The sequence below is a fragment of the Chloroflexota bacterium genome, assembly GCA_016197225.1.
Classification (GTDB): Bacteria; Chloroflexota; Anaerolineae; order Anaerolineales; family VGOW01; genus VGOW01.
The window spans coordinates 1-16,727 of record JACPWC010000045.1; the positions used below are offsets into that span (position 1 = coordinate 1).

Annotated in this window: 15 protein-coding genes; 4 read left to right on the plus strand and 11 right to left on the minus strand. The window is 60.7% G+C overall.

Annotation, left to right across the window (positions count from 1 at the left end):
• Nucleotides 1-360 precede the first annotated feature (360 nt).
• Nucleotides 361-732, plus strand: a complete 372-nt coding sequence (locus HYZ49_07540; protein ID MBI3242129.1) for a hypothetical protein — start codon at nt 361-363, stop codon at nt 730-732.
• Between the two features lie 219 nt (nt 733-951).
• Here the strand turns inward: HYZ49_07540 and HYZ49_07545 are convergent, their stop codons facing one another.
• Nucleotides 952-1,257, minus strand: a complete 306-nt coding sequence (locus HYZ49_07545; protein MBI3242130.1) for a DUF393 domain-containing protein — start codon at nt 1,255-1,257, stop codon at nt 952-954.
• An 89-nt stretch (nt 1,258-1,346) separates the two neighbouring features.
• Nucleotides 1,347-2,324 carry a response regulator gene (locus tag HYZ49_07550; protein MBI3242131.1) on the minus strand — a complete coding sequence of 326 codons (978 nt, stop codon included), beginning with the start codon at nt 2,322-2,324 and terminating at the stop codon, nt 1,347-1,349.
• A gap of 114 nt (nt 2,325-2,438) precedes the next feature.
• On the opposite strand from HYZ49_07550, the gene rbsK reads away from it, so the two are divergent.
• On the plus strand, nt 2,439-3,353 hold the full coding sequence (rbsK, locus tag HYZ49_07555; GenBank protein ID MBI3242132.1) for a ribokinase: 915 nt from the start codon (nt 2,439-2,441) through the stop codon (nt 3,351-3,353).
• Nucleotides 3,354-3,415: 62 nt separating this feature from the next.
• Here the strand turns inward: rbsK and HYZ49_07560 are convergent, their stop codons facing one another.
• The 8 genes from HYZ49_07560 to HYZ49_07595 form a co-directional block, all read right to left on the minus strand.
• Complete coding sequence (locus tag HYZ49_07560; protein ID MBI3242133.1) at nt 3,416-4,261, minus strand: ABC transporter permease; 846 nt, start codon at nt 4,259-4,261, stop codon at nt 3,416-3,418.
• Entirely contained in the window at nt 4,261-5,172 is a 912-nt protein-coding gene (locus HYZ49_07565; GenBank protein ID MBI3242134.1) for an ABC transporter ATP-binding protein, read from the minus strand. The genes HYZ49_07560 and HYZ49_07565 overlap by 1 nt, the downstream gene beginning before the upstream one ends.
• 92 nt (nt 5,173-5,264) lie before the next feature.
• Entirely contained in the window at nt 5,265-6,431 is a 1,167-nt protein-coding gene (locus HYZ49_07570) for a hypothetical protein (GenBank protein MBI3242135.1), read from the minus strand.
• Between the two features lie 69 nt (nt 6,432-6,500).
• Nucleotides 6,501-7,040, minus strand: coding sequence for a sigma-70 family RNA polymerase sigma factor (locus tag HYZ49_07575; protein MBI3242136.1), 540 nt, complete (start codon nt 7,038-7,040; stop codon nt 6,501-6,503).
• Nucleotides 7,041-7,216: 176 nt separating this feature from the next.
• Nucleotides 7,217-7,672, minus strand: a complete 456-nt coding sequence (gene ndk, locus HYZ49_07580) for a nucleoside-diphosphate kinase (protein MBI3242137.1) — start codon at nt 7,670-7,672, stop codon at nt 7,217-7,219.
• A gap of 132 nt (nt 7,673-7,804) precedes the next feature.
• Nucleotides 7,805-12,019 carry a tetratricopeptide repeat protein gene (locus HYZ49_07585; GenBank protein MBI3242138.1) on the minus strand — a complete coding sequence of 1,405 codons (4,215 nt, stop codon included), beginning with the start codon at nt 12,017-12,019 and terminating at the stop codon, nt 7,805-7,807.
• An 81-nt stretch (nt 12,020-12,100) separates the two neighbouring features.
• Entirely contained in the window at nt 12,101-13,123 is a 1,023-nt protein-coding gene (locus HYZ49_07590) for a histone deacetylase (protein MBI3242139.1), read from the minus strand.
• Entirely contained in the window at nt 13,120-14,037 is a 918-nt protein-coding gene (locus HYZ49_07595) for a hypothetical protein (protein ID MBI3242140.1), read from the minus strand. The genes HYZ49_07590 and HYZ49_07595 overlap by 4 nt, the downstream gene beginning before the upstream one ends.
• 97 nt (nt 14,038-14,134) lie before the next feature.
• Here HYZ49_07595 and HYZ49_07600 point away from each other — a divergent pair, with 97 nt between their 5' ends.
• Nucleotides 14,135-15,040, plus strand: coding sequence for a methyltransferase domain-containing protein (locus tag HYZ49_07600; GenBank protein ID MBI3242141.1), 906 nt, complete (start codon nt 14,135-14,137; stop codon nt 15,038-15,040).
• 4 nt (nt 15,041-15,044) lie between these two features.
• Nucleotides 15,045-16,304, plus strand: coding sequence for a glycosyltransferase family 1 protein (locus HYZ49_07605; protein ID MBI3242142.1), 1,260 nt, complete (start codon nt 15,045-15,047; stop codon nt 16,302-16,304).
• Here HYZ49_07605 and HYZ49_07610 read toward each other — a convergent pair.
• The coding region (locus HYZ49_07610; GenBank protein MBI3242143.1) for an MFS transporter at nt 16,285-16,727 on the minus strand (443 nt) is incomplete at its 5' end. The two genes, HYZ49_07605 and HYZ49_07610, sit on opposite strands and share 20 nt — an antisense overlap.

Consider the following 16,727-nt stretch of genomic DNA (forward strand, 5'->3'; position numbering starts at 1 on the left):
ATATGTTAAGGTCGTCTTGGATACCCGGCGTGGGCATCTCACAGTTTATCGGCAGGGTCGCGTGTTCAAGCGCTACCCCTATCCATTCTTGAAGAAGTAACCGCCATTCCTACATCCATGACTGGCGGTTGCCACACACCTCTATCTCGGGGATGCACTGGCGGTACTGGCAATATTCACCCGAATCAGCTATGCACTGTCGGTTCGCACCTTGGACTGCTAGAGAATTGTATCTGGTTAGCAAGAATCCTGAATGGCTGGCTAAGACAGTTTTCTACGAAGGTGGTGAGGTAGTGTCTGCACCACGTTTCGACCCATAATTTAGATAATAAACTCATGGATAAGAGGAGGACGAATAATATGCTAGAGTCACAGAAAAGAGGAATCAGTAATCTTGAAAGACTGCAAGGACAAGGTTATGAATACCAACTTGAAAACTACACCTCAGGCCTATCTGAGCTTTCCATTAAGGCCTATAAAACAGGATCTCAGGGCCATTTTTTTCGGGTCATATTTCAAACCACCTTGTATGTTCAGATACCTATTCATTGGGGCAACGGCGATTTTCATTTAGCAACGTCTGATAGACATGCTATATTAATGGAGACTCTGGGTCTAAGTCCCGAGCAGAAAGAACAATTGTTGCTGTTTACAGCCTTGCCCTCTAAAGGAACCGAGATACTAATTCTATGTCATAAGGTGCTTGTGAGCCAAGAAATTCCGTTCCCCTGACTCGCAATTGGCAATGGAGGCGTCAGCCTGCCCTGGCTGGAGACGAAGACTTGTCGGTGGCAAGCCTGTTGGCAGGCGCAGATTGGGAGTCGGCGTAAAGACACTTTGAGTTTGAAGGCTCTCCCAAAATCAAATAAAGACACGGCTTGCCTGAGTTTTGCCGGGCAGGCCGTGTTCTCTTGTGCTGTGGGAAAGCACGGATTTTCGGATTGCCTTGCTTCACTCACACTCCACCCCTTTCACTTCACACTCAGGTGTAGCGCCCCAAAAGCCCGAGAGCCGGGCGCGGTTCTCGGCCACCCAGCGATAGAGGCAATCTTCGATCCAGCGAACGGGCGGGAGGGCGTAGAGCGCGGCCAGGGCGGGCCAGAGGCCGCTCAGTTCGGCCAGAACACGGTTGGCGGCGGCGGCCCCGGCGAATTTGTCTCCCACCAAGTTGACGGCCCAAACTTCAAAGTCCACTTGGGCTTGGGTGAGTCCGTATTGTTGAATGAGTCCCGGTGTTTGGTTGGGGAGGGCCAGCACCCGGCCGGCCTTGTCACGCGCCCGAATCCAGCGCGCGGAGCGCGTTCAGAATCCTCACCAGCCGTCGAACAGGAGAATCAACTTCGGAGTCATGGCGAGTCTGTGATCAATCCCTTGCCCAGCGCCTGTTGAAAGGCGTTCACCACTCGCGGGTCGAATTGCCGTCCCGCCTCTTTGTGAATCTCAATGGTGGCTTCGGCCAGCGAGCGCGCCCGGCGGTAGGGGCGGTTGGAGGTGATGGCGTCGAAGGCGTCGGCCACGGCCAGCACTCGGGCTGTGAGCGGAATGGAATCGCCGGCCAGCTTGCCGGGGTAGCCGGCCCCGTCGAAACGTTCGTGGTGATGTTGAATGGCCGGAATGGCGGAGACCAGGTAGGAAATATCGCGCACCATCGCCGCGCCCGTCTCCGGGTGTTTGTATAACTCGTGGCGCTCGGTCTCGGTGAGCGCGCCGGGCTTGGTAAGGATCGATTCGGAAACCGCGATCTTGCCAATGTCGTGCAGGATTGCGCCAAACTCAATGTCCGCCAATTCCTGATCGGTGCAACCCAGTTCGCGGGCAATGGTGACGGCGTAGGTGCTCACGCGCTCGACGTGGCCGCGAGTGTAAGAGTCGCGGGTTTCAATGGCGTTAGCCAGCACCGTCAGGCTGTCTTTGTAAACACTGTGGAGTTGCGCCAGCGCCACGTCCTGCGCCCGTTTGATCTTGCCGCGAATGGCGACCAGCAGATCGTCTAGCTCGCAGGGTTTGGTGATGTAATCATCGGCGCCCAGGCCCCGGCCCACCACCGCATCTTGCCGCTGCGAGCGGCCGGTGAGGAACATAAAAGGAATTGTGGCAAATTGTGGCTGGGAGCGGACGGCCTCCAAAAATTCATAGCCGTCCATTTCGGGCATTGTAATATCTGATAAGATGATATCGGGGCGCGAGTATTCCAACAAACCGAGCGCAGTGCGGCCATTGAGCGCCGTAATCACCTGGTAGCCCACTATCTCCAGCCACTCGCGCAAGCTCGCGACCAGGGTTTCATCGTCCTCGACGATCAAGATTCGTTCATTGCTTTGCATGGCGCCTCGAAACTAGCATCATTATAATTCTCCAGGTCAAACCTGTATCAGTAAAGCGTCAAGTTTTGAACGCGCGGCTGTTTTTTTATACAGCCTTTACGGAGTCGTTAGCCTATGAGTACTCACATTGTAGTCGTTGGAAGCTTGAACATGGATCTGGTGGTGCGCGCCCCGCGCCACCCGCAACTTGGCGAGACGATCCTCGGCGGCAACTTTCAAACGTTTCCCGGCGGCAAGGGCGCTAACCAGGCAGTGGCCGCCGCCCGCCTCGGCGGGGCGGTCAAAATGATCGGGCGCGTCGGCAACGATTCGTTTGGCGATTCGTTGTTGAGCACCCTGAAGCGCGACAACGTGGACACGACTCACGTCCGGTGTGACGGCAACCTGCCCACCGGCGTGGCCCTCATCACCGTAGACGCCGTCGGACAAAATACAATTGTGGTTGCTTCGGGGGCCAATGGAGAATTAACGCCCGACGACGTGGAGGCCGGGGAAGCCGCCTTTGTCGGGGCGGCAGTGTTGCTCCTACAACTCGAATGCCCGCTCACCGCCGTCGAGCGCGCCATTGAGTTGGCCAAGAAACACGGGGCGCGAGTCGTCCTCAACCCGGCCCCGGCGCAAATGCTAAACGCAACCTTGCTCGAAAGCGTGGATTACCTGGCGCCGAATCAAACCGAGCTGGCCCTGCTCACCGGCATAGACGATCTCGCCAACACGCGTCGCGCCGCGAGCCACTTGCGGGCACACGGCGTCCAACGGGTGATCGTGACGTTAGGAGAAGAAGGAGTGCTGGCGGTGGATGACGAGGGCGAGTTTTACTTGCCGGCGCACCAGGTGACGGTGGTGGACACCACTGCCGCCGGCGATGCCTTTGTGGGCGCGCTGGCTGTGGCTCTGATGGAAGGACGTTCAACGCGCGAAGCGGTGGCATGGGGCAACGCCGCCGGAGGGCTAACCGTCACCCGCCCCGGCGCGCAACCCTCACTGCCAACCCGCGCCGAACTCGAACAGTTCCTGCAATTGCGGTAGGGGTGAAGCATTCGGAACAGGAGTTGAGTAAACTCCGAACACTTGCGCCGAATGCTTCGCCCCTACAAATCGCGGCGGCTGAACTGCCTTACTGCCAGCGTCACCATCACAATCGCATACAGCGCCCCGTAAATCACCATCGCCGGGCTAGGCACCGACACCACGATCAGCGGCCCGGAGTTGAAACCCAGCGACTGCACCAGCGGCGACGTCATCTCAAATGATGCCCGGCGCAGAAGCGCCTCGCTGGGCATAATCAAACTTGAAATGATGCCGATGTTGACGGCGGTCTCGTTCTTCAGCACTGCACCAATCTGCTCCACGAAGCCGCCGATGAAGGCGATGCCGTATACGCCAAACACAATGCCGCCCGTCGCCAATGTTGAGAACGTGCTGCTGCTGGCCAGGGTGAGGGACATGATGAGCAAACTTTCGAGGTAGATAATCGGCGCGCCGATCACCAAGTTCGGCACATGGTAGCCGGACTCAATGTAGACGATCCCCATCACCCCGCCGCCCATCATCAGCAAATACAAAGCCAGCAGTCCGGCAAAGCCCAGCCACTTGCCCAGCACCACCTCCACCCGCCGCACCGGCTTTGTCACCACTGCCTGAATCGTCCCCGAGCCGATCTCGCCGGCCAGCGTATCTGCCGACACCAGCGCCCCCATGGCAATCGTCAGGAAGTTCACCGCGTACAGCCCGGCCATCGTCAAAAAATTGTAGACCTGATTTTTGATCAGGGTCGCGCTCGCCCCGGCCTCGTTTGGCAGGGTGTCGCGGTTGATGTAATAGAAGCCGATGCCGTAAAGAACCAAAAAGGCGATGCCCAGCAAGAACGCGGCCAGCAAAATTTTGCGCCGCGAGGCTTCGATAAACGTCAATCGCGCAACCACAAAGACAGCCATTACAACCCCCCATCCATGCCGACAATCTGGATAAACAACTCTTCCAGCGAGAGCCGCTGGGGCGCGATCGCGTAAACATCCGCGCCGCAGGCGACGAGGTGACGGGTGATGGTGGGCAGGGCCGAGTCGTCGGCGATGGTCAAAGTGACGTGGTCGCCGTCGGCGCGAACGTCGCGCCCCCACTGATTCAAGCCGGCGACGGTTTCCCCGGTGAGGCCGCCTGCGCGGATGGCAACACTGGTCTCGCCCTCGACCAGCGTTTGGAGTTCGCTCACCCGGATCACTTCGCCGTGTTTGATGAAGGCCACCCGGTCGCAGGTGATTTCAACTTCGCTCAGCAGGTGCGAGTTGAGAAAAACGGTCGTGCCGCGAGATCGAAGGTCGCGGATGATGTCGCGCACGAGGCGGCGTCCCACTGGATCGAGGCCGGAAGTCGGCTCGTCGAGGAAGACCAGGGCCGGGTCGTTGAGCAAGGCCTGGGCCAGGCCGATCCTCTGCAACATCCCTTTTGAATACGTCCGCAGTTGCTTGTCCTTGAACGGCGTCAGGCCCACCAGGTCGAGCAGTTCAGGAATTTTTCGGCGGCGGCTCTCGGCGCTCATGCCGTAGAGTTCGCCGTGAAGCCTGAGAAACTCGGCGGCGGTGAGCCAATCGTGAAAGCGGAAGTGCTCCGGCAAGAATCCCATTTTGGCGCGAGCTTCGCGGTTGCCGAGCGGCTGGCCGAGCAATTGAGCGCCGCCCGACGTTGGCGAAACCAGGCCGAGCAACATTTTGATGGACGTGGTCTTGCCTGCGCCGTTCGGCCCAAGAAAGCCAAAGACCTCACCCTGCCGGACTTGCAAGGTGAGGCCGCGCACGGCGACGTTGTCGCCGAACTCTTTGCGGAGGTTGTTGGTTTCAATCGCGAACATGAGGTAAGTATACAAGCAGACAAGTAAACAGGTAGACAAGGTTGCCCCGTCTACCTGTTTCCCTGTTTACGTGTGTACTTGTTTGCGTTCGGCTACTTCAGCGAATTGGCGATGTCAATGCCGGCCTGCGGATCGTCGAAGCCGCTCACGGCGTAGATGATGCCGTTCTTCACCCACAACAAAGTGTAGCGGGCGGGAACGCCGTCGTCGGTTTCGCGGTAGATCAGATTGCCCGTCACCCCATCTACTTGCACCTGCTCGTACGAATGGCCGTTGCGCGGAATCGGCACGACGAGAGTCGAAGCCCAGTCCACGTTCTGGCTGAAGGCGCGGGCTTCGTCGGCAGTCATGCCGGTGAACTGCAAACCAATTTCGGCCAGTTGGGCTATGTCGAGGTCGGCGGGGGCGTTCACCGTCGGGCTTGGGATTTGGGCGAGGATGATACATGAGCGTAGCCGATACCACGAAACGTTGTCTGTATCAGCCCCGCCAGGTTCCGGGCACGCACCGTACATGCTGGATACCCCCGCCGGAATTTCGACCGAAATGCTCGCCCCGTCGAGCGAGGCCGGAAGTTGCAAATCGCTGCGCCCGGCTTCGTCGAGGATCGCCTGAGCGCGATCGCGATTGATGGTGAACTCAAAGGCCGTGCCATCTTGAACGGTGATTTGCGGCGCGGACTCGGCCTCGCTCCACACCCGGACGGTGAACCCGGCAAGCTGGCTGGCTTCTTCAGGGCTGGCCGCCACGGTGGGTTCACCCGGCTCTTTGGTCACCTTCATCGAGTCGGCGAAGAACTGGCCGATCAGTTCGCTCAGAGCCGAGTCGCTATTAAGCTCGCTCAGCCGGGTGGTGTCCACCGGCAGGACGGTGATTTGCTGGACGCGGAACAGGCCGAGAAACTGCACGGCCAGAGCGCGAACGGGCGCGAAGCTGAGTAACGTGACAGCCAGCGCGATAGTGACCAGGCCGGCGAGCGCAGGCCGCCAGCGAGTGAGCAATGTTTTGGTCATAGATGTTTTCTCCTGTTGACGAATTTGTGATTTGAAGCGATTGAGCGCCGCCGCCGCCGGTTGGGCCGTCTCTGAATCCCGAGGCGCAAGCGCGGCCAGTTGCGCGTTCACTTGCGCCGCCCGCGCCTCGAGGGCCGCCAGCCGGGCACGGCAGTCGGGGCAGGAGGCCAGATGCGCTTCACTATCAGAGTCGGTGCGAAGCAACCCGTCGAGTCGGGCGCGGAGTTGGCCGTCGTTGAGATGCATAATTTGCCTTGTTCGGCGTATTCCGTGTTGCGTATTCCGTGTCCAGTTCTACGGAATACGCAATACGCACTACGTTTCACTGTACCTCTTTTCAAATTCCTCTTCAGCCCGCGCCAGCAACGTGCCGATCGAGTTCGGCGAGACGTTGAGGGCGGCGGCGATTTCTTTGTACGAAAGCCCGGAGTGGCGCAGGATGAGCAGTTGCGCGTCGCGGGCGGGCAGTTGCCGCAGAACGTCGCGGGCGCGCCCGCGCCCGGCGGCTCGCTCGGCTTCCTGCTCCGGGTTGGGCGAGGCATTCAGGTCGAGCGCGTCACGGCCAGCTTGCTCTTCGTAGTTGGCCCGGCGTTTGGCGGCGCGCAGGGCGTTGTAGCCCAGGTTGGTCGCCACACGATAGAGCCAGCCGCCGAGGTTATCTGGCCGCGATGGCGGCTTCTGCCACAATTGCCAGAACGTTTCGAGCGCCAAATCTTCGGCTTCGGCCCGGTCGCCCACGAGCCGAAACAGCACGCCGTAAACACGCGTGTAGTTTTGCAGGAAGACGGATTCAAATCCGGCTTCGTCCTGGCGCGTTTGAGCGTTTGTGTTTTGCGCGTTGTCTGCTAAGGCCACCGGCGGTCTCCGCGCTCTTAAGACCTGACAGGTTTTGCGTAGCACCCCGTAGCGGACCTGTCAGGTCTGTGTGTGCGCTCTGATACTATAACACCGGCGGAGGGAGGGATGTGACTGGAGGGGACGTGTTGCAGGTGTGAAAATGGGCGCTTAGATAAGGCGGCGAATTTCCCGGCTTACACTTTCTCAAACGCCCATCGCTCGCCGTCCTTCTTCCACGAAATCAACTCTTCAGGCTCAAACCACAAGGCCACTTCGGCTGCGCCGTTCTCTGGGCTGTCGGAGCCGTGAGTGAGATTGCGGCCAATATCAATGGCAAAGTCGGCGCGGATGGTGCCGGGGGCGGCGTTGGTGGGGTTGGTGACGCCCATCACCTGGCGCACGGCTTCCACGGCTTTCGGGCCTTCCCAGGCCATCACGACCACCGGCGACGAGATGATGTACGAGATCAGGCCGTCGTAAAACGGCTTGCCTTTGTGAATGGCGTAATGTTGAGCGGCCAGTTCTTCCGAGACTTGCATGAACTTCATGGCGGCCAGCCGCAGGCCGCGCCGTTCAATGCGGCCGATAATTTCGCCGACGAGTCCGCGCTGGACGCCGTCGGGCTTGACGATGACAAGAGTGCGTTCCAAGATTTTATTCTCCTGATTGAACCGCGAAGGCGCGAAGAGCGCGAAGGGATTCCTTGTTTTCCCTTGTGCGTTTCCCGTCGCGCCTTCGCAGTGAATTCTACTTTGGGCAAATGTTTCTTGTAAGTCTGGCCGTTACAATTGTTGTAGCGCCGCCCGGTAAACATCCAGCGCCTTTTGTAGTTGGTTGTCTTTCATGTAGGCGTCGCCCAGGGCGCGCAGCAGTTCCGGCGAGCGCGGATTCTTCTGATTGGCGGCCTCCAGGTCGGCGATGATGTCGGGCAATAGTTCCCCGGCGTGAGTCAGTTCAGCATACACTTCGACGGCTTGCTCGAAGTTTTCTTCCATCAATCGCTCGCGGGCCACCGCCAGCACAATAGGCGGCTCTTCGCCGCTTCGCAGTTTGGGCTTGCGGGCCGGGCGCGGGCGCTTGGGCCGGGACGGTTTCTTCGGCTTTGGTTCAACAACTTCGGGCGCAATGGCGGCCACTGGTTCCGGCGCAGGGGTGGCCGCCTCCACCGGAGTCGGCGCTTCAACCGGCGCAACATCTTCAGGCACTGGCATCTTGTTGATGTTCACCCAGTCGTCAATCGTCGGCAAGGCGGGTTCCGGCTCAGGCTCGGCGGCTGGCGGCTCTGAGAGCATGGCAGTCTTGGCCCGAACCCAGTCGGGCATTTCATCACGCCGCTCCTGCGGTTTGCTTACCAACTCTTCTTCCTTCGCGCCCTGTTTCAGCGCCAGCGACTCCAGCCAGGCCAGAGCTTCATCTTCTGATCCCAGCGGAGGCGCGGCGAATGCGGCGGGTTCTTCGGCTTTCTCTTCGGCAGTTGCCTCAGCCTCCTGAGCCTGCCGCGCCCACTCCGGCAAAATCGTCTTCATAGCTTCGGGCGGCTGGCGCAACCAGTCGCGCATCGTGTCTTCGGGCGTGGCGCCCTCAGCCGGTTTGGCGATCTCGGCGCTTTCCTCTTTCAACCACGCCGGTGTTTCGACGGGCGCTTCAGGCTGGCTCACTTCCTGCTTGGCGGCCAGGGCCTCCAGCCAGGCCAGCGCTTCATCTTCGGAAGAAGTTGACAACTCAGAAGGGGCAGGCTCGGCGGGCTGGCTCATCATGGCCTCGAAGGCATCCGCCTCAGCTTCCATTTGTTTGAGCCAATCGGGCTTTTCGGGGGCGGGCGGCGGCGGAGGCGGCTCTGTCACCGGCGGGGCCGATTTGTTGAGCCAGTCGGTGACGGCGACTTCAGACTCGGGCGCGGGGTGTTGAGTTTGTAGCCACGCCGGAAGTTCCGACTCCGGTTGGGCCGCCTCGACCGGGGCGGGTTGCGTTGGCGGCTGAACCGGCGGCTCCACCAGCGGCCCGGTGGCCTTGCGCCGCGCTTCGGGCTTGGTCACCATCTCTTCTTCTTTCGCGCCCTGATTTATCGCCAGTGATTCAAGCCAGGCCAGTGCATCATCCTCAGACATGCTTTCAACAGACGAAGCGGCGGGTGTTGACGGGACTTCGGGAGCCGCCTCAACCGCCGAACTACCGGCGGGGCGCAACCAGGCCGGCAGTTCGGCAGGTTCAGCGGGCGTTGCTTCTTCAACCGGCTGGCGCAACCACGATTGATCTTCAACAGGACTCTCAGCGGCGGGCGCGAGTTGAGTCGGCGTCTCAGCCTGTTCTTCAGCCGCCGTATTATCAGCCTGGCGCAACCAGGCCGGGACTTCGGCGGGCGGCTCGGAGAGCGGCCCGGTGACCTTGCTTCGCGCTTCGGGCTTGCTCACCAACTCTTCTTCCTTCGCGCCTTGTTTCAGGGCCAACGACTCCAACCAGGCCAGGGCATCGTCGGCAGACATGTCTTGCGGGGCGATGCTCTCGGCTTGAACGGGCGGCAGGTCGCTTTGCGCTTCGGCGGGTTGCCTCAGCCAGTCGGGAATGCTGGCCTCGGGCTCGGGCTTGAGGTCTTCAACCGGTGGGCGCAACCAGGCCGGGATTTCGGCGGGTTCGGGTTGGGCCGACAGAGCCGGCTCAACCGGCGGCGGTGGTTCTTCCACCGGTTCACGCAACCACGCCGGAACTTCGGCAGGAGGCTCAGTCATCTTGTTGCGCGCTTCGGGTTTGCTCACGAGTTCCTCCTCCTTTGCGCCTTGTTTCAGGGCCAGCGATTCGAGCCAGGCCAGCGCCTGATCCGGATCGTCGAGTGCAGGCATGACCGGCTCCGGCGTTGGCGGCAGGGCGGGGGTTGCCGCTTTTTCCAGTTCGCCCGTTTGCAATTTTTGGATGAACAACTCGCCCGTATCCAGCTTCTTGCTTTCTTTAGGTTGCGCTACGGCGGGCTTTAGCCAGTCGGGCAAGTCTTCCTCTTCGGCGGCAGGTTGAGTCGGAGTCTCCTCGGCCTTCATCCGGTCGGGCACGCCGGGGGTGGTGTCGGACTCGGTCGGCTCAACGGCCTGCCGTTTGAGGAACATGGCGACGGTGTCGTTAGGGTTGGCGTCGGCTTCGCGGAGCCAGGCCGGCAATTCGTCCGCCGGGGCGGCGGCCTCGGCAGGGATTGCCTGAGACTCAGGCTCGGCGGCGCTTAACCACGAAGGCAGTTCGGCGGGCGCAGGTTCCGCCGGGGCAGGCTGTGCGGCGCTGTTCATGATGTTGTTCAACCAATCCGGCGTGTCTTTCGCGGGAGTCGCCTCTGCCGCCGGCGGCGCGGGTGCTTCCTCTGGCGGCTTCATGGATTTGAGCCAGTCGGGCAGGTCGTTGGATGTGATCGCTTCGGCTTCGGCGGTCGGCGCTTCGGGTTCAGGCTCTGGCTCAAGCCCCAACGGGCCTTCGTCGAGCGGCTTGGAGGGGTCGCGCAGAGACCACCCGGCGGCAACCATCCAATCGGGAATTGCCTCTTCGCCCTGAGCACTTGCTTCGGCAGGTTGAGCGGCCTCGGTAGGTGGGGCCGCTGTTGTCGTTGTTGCAGGTTCGACGGCTGGCGCTTCGGCCATCCACGCCGGTACTTCGGCGGGTAAGTCGGCTTTGGCGGCTGGCGCTTCAGAGGAAGACTCAGGCTGGAGCCAGTCAGGTAGTTCGGTAGCAGGTTCCCCGGCAGTGGCGGCCACCCCTGAGTCGGCGGTGGCGGTTTCAGCCGCTGGTTCGCCGAAGAGATTGTTGAGCCAGTCGGTAGTGCCGGTTCTGGTCTTGGCTTCCGGTTCCGGTTCTTTGAGCCAATCCGGGATGGCTTGTTGTTCGGCGGCGGGCGCTTCGTCCAGCTTGCTCATCCAGTCGTCTTCTTGTGCGGGCGGCTTGAGTTCGTCGGTGCCGGGCGGCGGCTTGAGCCAGGAGGGTAGATCGGCAGAGGCTTCGGCGGGCGCGGCTTCGAGGGCCTCAGGTAGTTCCTGGCCGCCACTGAGGGCGGTGAGCCAATCGGTGCCGCCGGAGTGCTTGGCCTGAACGGTGGTTTCGGCGGGCGGGGCCGGTGTGTCGAACCCGGCCAGCCAGTCGGGAACGTCGGTGGCGGCGGCTTGCGGCTCGGCAGGCTGGGCCGGCTGATCAAACTGCAGGCCGAGGGCTTGCATCCAGTCGGGCCGGCTGGCGTCCATGTCGGTGGGCGCAATGTAATCGAGGCGCGGAATGCGGACGACTTCGGCGGGCGTGTTCATGGCTCCGTGCCCGTTTTCAGCTGGGTTGGCGTAGGCTTCGTAAGGGTCGAGTGCTTCAAGTTTCTTGCGGTAAACCTGCGCTTCGGCGTTGCGCCCGGTCTCGTGCCAGATGTTGGCCAGGATGCGGTTGGCTTCGCGGCAGAAGGGGAGCACGGCCAGAAGTTTGGCGCAGGTTTCGGCGGCCTCGGCGCGCATTCTGGCCCGCCAGAGTGTTTGAGCCAACAGCACTTTGAGGTCGAGGCGCTCCGGTTCGTCGGCCAGAGCGATCTGCAGTTCGGCGATGGCTTGAGGGTAGTGGTCGCCTTTTTCGTAGAGGCGGGCCAGGGCGGCGCGGGTGAGGCGAATCTTGGGCGGCTCGAGTCCGTCGCGCCGGGCGTAGAGCCGTTTCAACTCATCCTGGATCGGCATGTTGGCCGGCTGGGCCTCGAAGGCGCGTTCCATGTGCCAGAGGGCGGCGTCGAGGTTGCCTTCGTCTTCGCGGACGATGGCCATGCCGACGTGCGAGACAAAGTCGTCGGGCACGCTGGAGAGCACGCGCTGAAAGACATCGGCGGCGTCGAGGTGGCGGTTCTTTTCCAGCAGGGCTTTAGCCAGCAGGCGATAAGCATCGAGGTGCTTGGGGTAAATGGTGAGGATGTGTCTGGCGTGAGCGATGGCTTCGTCTACCTGGTTGCCATCAATCAGCCGGTCAACTTCCTCAAGATAGGTGCGGAGTGAAATCTCAGCCATAGGAGTCGTCCTCTAGCCAGTATTTTGCACAAAATGGGGGATTATGCAAGTGGGATGAGAGTTGATAGTCCATCACTGAAGCTAAAAATCATGCAAAGCCTTCACTCTGGCAAGCAGGTTCGTGATGTCCGGCTCGGGGCGGCGCGAAGGGCCGAGCGGGTCGGCGGGCGGCCCGCCAAGCGCGCCCAGCAGGGTGTTGGCGACGCCGTGCGCGAGCGCGGGCAGGTCGTAGCCGCCCTCAAGCACAAAGACGAGTTTGCCCGCGCAGTGTTTGCGCGCAACCTCAGCCAGCTTCCCGGCCAGCCAATGATAGCCCGCGCACGACAACTGTAAACTGGCCAGGGGGTCGCGCCAGTGCGCGTCGTAACCGGCTGAGACGAGCAGGATGTTTGGCTGAAAGCGATCGGCGGCGGGGAGGATGATCTCGTCAAAGAGGCGGCGAAACGAGTCGTCGCCCGCCCCGGCGGGCAGAGGGATGTTGACGGTGGTGCCGTCGCCCGCGCCCGATCCGGTTTCTTCCACATGGCCGGTCAATGGATAAATCCCGGCTTGATGGGTTGAGACGAACAAGACCGACGAGTCGCTGTAAAAACAATCCTGCGTGCCGTTGCCGTGATGCACGTCGAAGTCCACGATCATCACTTTGGGCAGGCCGAGTCTTTGCGCGTGCCGGGCGGCCAGGGCAACGTTGTTGAACAGGCAGAAGCCCATAGCGTGGGAAGGCGGAGCGTGGTGGCCGGGCGGGCGGATGAGCGCCATTGCAGATTTTTGATTTTCGATTGTAGATTGAACTGCGGCCAGGGCGGCCCCGGCGGCCAGAGCGGCGCAGTCGAAGGACTGAGGGGTGATGTAGGTCGGGGCGTGATCAATGTAGGCCGGGGCGCGGCTCATCACCTGGCGGAGCGCGGCCACATATTCGGGGTCGTGAACGGTGGCGAGTTGCTCGTCGGTGGCGGCAGGAAAGTTGGAAGGATGAACGCTTTGCGTGAAGGATGACGAGGAGGGCAGACCGTTTAGCGCGGCCAGAATAGCCGGGATGCGCTTGGCGTTTTCCGGGTGGTCGTCGGAGTTGTGTTCGAGGGAAGGAACGGGGAAGATGTTCATTCACTGAGCCTTTGAAGCTGGTAGCGAGTGTAAAGAACGGCGGCAACGATCACGGCGATCCGGAAAGCAAAGAAGAGAATGGCAAAGATGACGATGATCAAAATAATTGCCAGTAAAGGCGAATTGGCTAACAGGCCGGTGAGGCCGCCGAACGCGCCGGCGATGATGAGAATGATCATAAATGCGGGTGTGAGAATGAAGGTATTTAGCACAAAGTGAGTAACGAGAGAAAAGGCCACGGCGTTGGCCTGAGTGCGGGCCGAGCAGGAAACGGCCAGGCCGATTGAGCAATTGTAGACGATGTTCAGGAGCGTGTTGAGCCACAAAAGGAACAAGGCCGGGAAGAGGCTGAGGATCACGACGACGATGGTAGCGATTTGCGTGTCTTGGGGAACGAGACCCGGCTCAAGAGTGTTCAACAGCAACGTGAAGGCAATGACGACGGCCCCCAGCAGCGGCAGGCCCAGGGTGTTGACAAGAGTGGTGAGGAGAATCGGCCAGCGAAACTGGCGCAGAATGGCTGTGGTTTTGGCGAGCAAAATTTCGTTGACAGAGACGGGCGTGAGGCGGAGCAACTCCCAGTTTTGGGTTTCACGTTCGCGAGCAATGGTGACGGTCATGCCCAAACCGACGGCGACATCCACCAGCCATTGCACGGCGCTGTTCAAATTCCAAATGGTTTGGGCGATTGATTGCGCGAAAAAGAAACCGACGAAGATCATTTCTTGCGGAGATTGATTTTGGATTAGGGCGAGCAATGGCAAATTGCCAATAAGGCTGCAGGAAGATGTAACGATGACGAATAAAATCACGGGCGCGGCCAGCCAGCCCCACTTACGCAGTGTTTTGCGCCAGGCGGCGGTTTCACGCCGGGCAATCGGGTGACTTGGTGAAGCCCATCGAGGAAAGTTCATATGCCGAATTGTAGCGCAGAGGCCGCGAGAGGTGTCAAGTGTCAATGTGTCAGGCGCGGTGTGTTCTCAGGGCAGTGTTGATGGTAAACTCGCATCCATGACCCGCCAACTGACTTTAACCACCGAAGCCGTCCGCCGTTATTACGAACAGAACACGCGCCTCTTTCTCTCGCTGGGAAGTTCGCCCGCCACGCAAACCATTCACCGTTCGGTCTGGGCTGAAGGCGTCAACTCGCTGGAGACCGCCCTCAATTACACCAATGGCCTGATTCTGGATCAGATTGTTCATCTTATTGAACGCGATTCGCTCTCCCATCTTTTCTTCATGGATTTGGGCTGCGGGGTGGGCGGTAGCCTCTTTTACTTGTTGCAACGTTTGAACATGCCCCTCACTGCCCTCGGCCTCACCCTCAGCCCTCTGCAGGCCCGGCTGGCCCGTCGCCACGCCGCTCGACTCAACCTGCTTCACGCCTGCTCGTTTGTCGAAGGCGATTTTCTGGCCGTGCCGGCGCGCGGCGGCGCCGATATAGCCTATTCGGTAGAAGCCTTCGTTCACGCCGCTTCGGCAGAAGGATACTTTGCCCAGGTCGCCCGCCTGCTTCGCCCCGGCGGGCGGTTGATTCTGGCGGACGATTTTCGTGGAACCCCCCTTTCATCCCTCCATTTCGCGCGCACTTCAGCGCGAAATGGAGGGACCGATGGGGGTTTTGACTGGCTGGAAGCATTTCAACAAGGCTGGCATGCGCCCAATCTGATCGCGCTGGCGCAAGCAGAGAGTTTGGCCCGTGACTGTGGCTTGCGCCTGATTGCCAATCATCACCTTACACCTCATCTTCGTTTGCGCGCCTTGCCCGACTCTTTTGCCGCATGGCTGTTGAGCATTGGCCGCCGCTTGCCCTGGTCTCATGCCATCGTGCCGAGCATGATCGGAAGCATGGCCTTGCAACAGTGTTTGAAGATGGGGTTGATCGAGTATCGGTGCCTGATGTTTGAGAAAGATTGAGCCTATGCCTCCCACCGTCACCCTTCTCACCAGTGGCACGCGCGGCGACGTGCAACCTTACGTGGCGCTGGGCCTGGGCCTGCAGGCGGCGGGCTGGCGGGTCGTCGTTGCCACTCATCCGGAATTTCGCTCGCTGGTGGAAGGATATGGCCTGACGCTGGCTTGCTTTGAAGGCAACCCCAGCGAATGGATGACGCGGCCCGGCGGGCAAAGCGCCCTGACATTCGACGGCGACTGGCGGCGGAGCGCCCGCGCCACGCTTGATTATTTGCGAGCGGTGCAACCGCTTTACGCTCGCATGTTGGCCAGCGCCTGGCAAGCCTGCCAGGGCGCAGACCTTCTGCTCTTTGGCCTGCCTACATTGTGGGGCGCGCACATCGCCGAAGCGCTTCGTGTGATCAGCGTCCCCGCTTTCTTGCAACCCATTGGCCGCAGTCGCGCCTTCCCCAGCGCCCTGCTTCCCACCCGGCTTTCACTCGGCCCGGCCTACAATTGGCTGACGCACTGGTTAGTGGAACAAGCAGTGTGGCAACCCTGGCGCGCCCTCATCAATCAGTGGCGGCGTGAGACTCTGCGCCTGCCGCCCGCGCCTTTTTGGGGCTTGGCTTCAGCCAAAACGATTCTTTACGGCTACAGTTCGCGCGTTGCCCCGAAACCGGCTGACTGGCCGGCTTCATACAAAATTAGTGGCTATTGGTTATTGGATGAGGATGCCAAGTGGACGCCGTCTGATGACTTGTTGCGGTTCATTGAAACGGGGTCGCCGCCTCTGTTTGTCGGCTTTGGGAGTCCGGGGTTGCGCTGGCCGCAAGAGACGCTGGCAATTATTATTGAGGCGTTGAAGCGTTGCGGGTTGCGGGCAGTGATGACCTTGCCCCCAGTGTTGCAATCAGAAGTTGCCAAGCTACCTACATCAGTTTTCCCGGCGATATCCCTGCCGCACGACTGGCTCTTTCCGCGTCTGGCCGCCGTTTGCCATCATGGTGGCGCGGGGACCACCGCCGCCGGTTTACGAGCCGGGTTGCCTACCCTCATCATGCCCATGGCCATTGATCAGTTCTTTTGGGGCGAGCGTGTCCAGGCGCTGGACGTTGGCCCGCGCCCTCTGCCGCTTCGATCACTCACCGTCGAAAAACTTGCGCCTGCGTTGGATGCGCTTGTTCACGATGAGTCAATGCAGGCGCGAGCGAAGATGTTGGGGCAGGCGATACGCGCCGAAGATGGAGTCAAGGACGGGGTGGCCGTCATCGGCGAAGCGCGGTGACGGCTACCCCCAGAGCCGCTCCGGCCAACAGGCTACCCAGCCAGTAAGGCGCTGTCACCGCGATTCTTTCAAAGGCCACGCCCGCCAGTGTGGGGCCAACGATCATCGTCAGGCTGAGCAGGGCTTGCGTGCCGCCCATCAACCGCCCCTGTTCGCCTGCCGAGGCCCGTTGCGAGGCCAGGGCCGTGAGCGACGGGATGCTGAGACCGCTACCCAGGGCCACGACGCCGACGGCGGGGTACAACAGCCAGGCCTGTGGTGTGAGCGCCACCAGCGCGAGACCTAACGTCATCAACCCCAATCCAATCAACACCAAACGCTTCTCGCCCAATCGCGGCTGAATGCGCCCGAACAGCACGCCTTGAATCAACACGGCGCACACGCCCACGTAGGCAAAAAAGATTCCGTTGCTCACACTGTTCC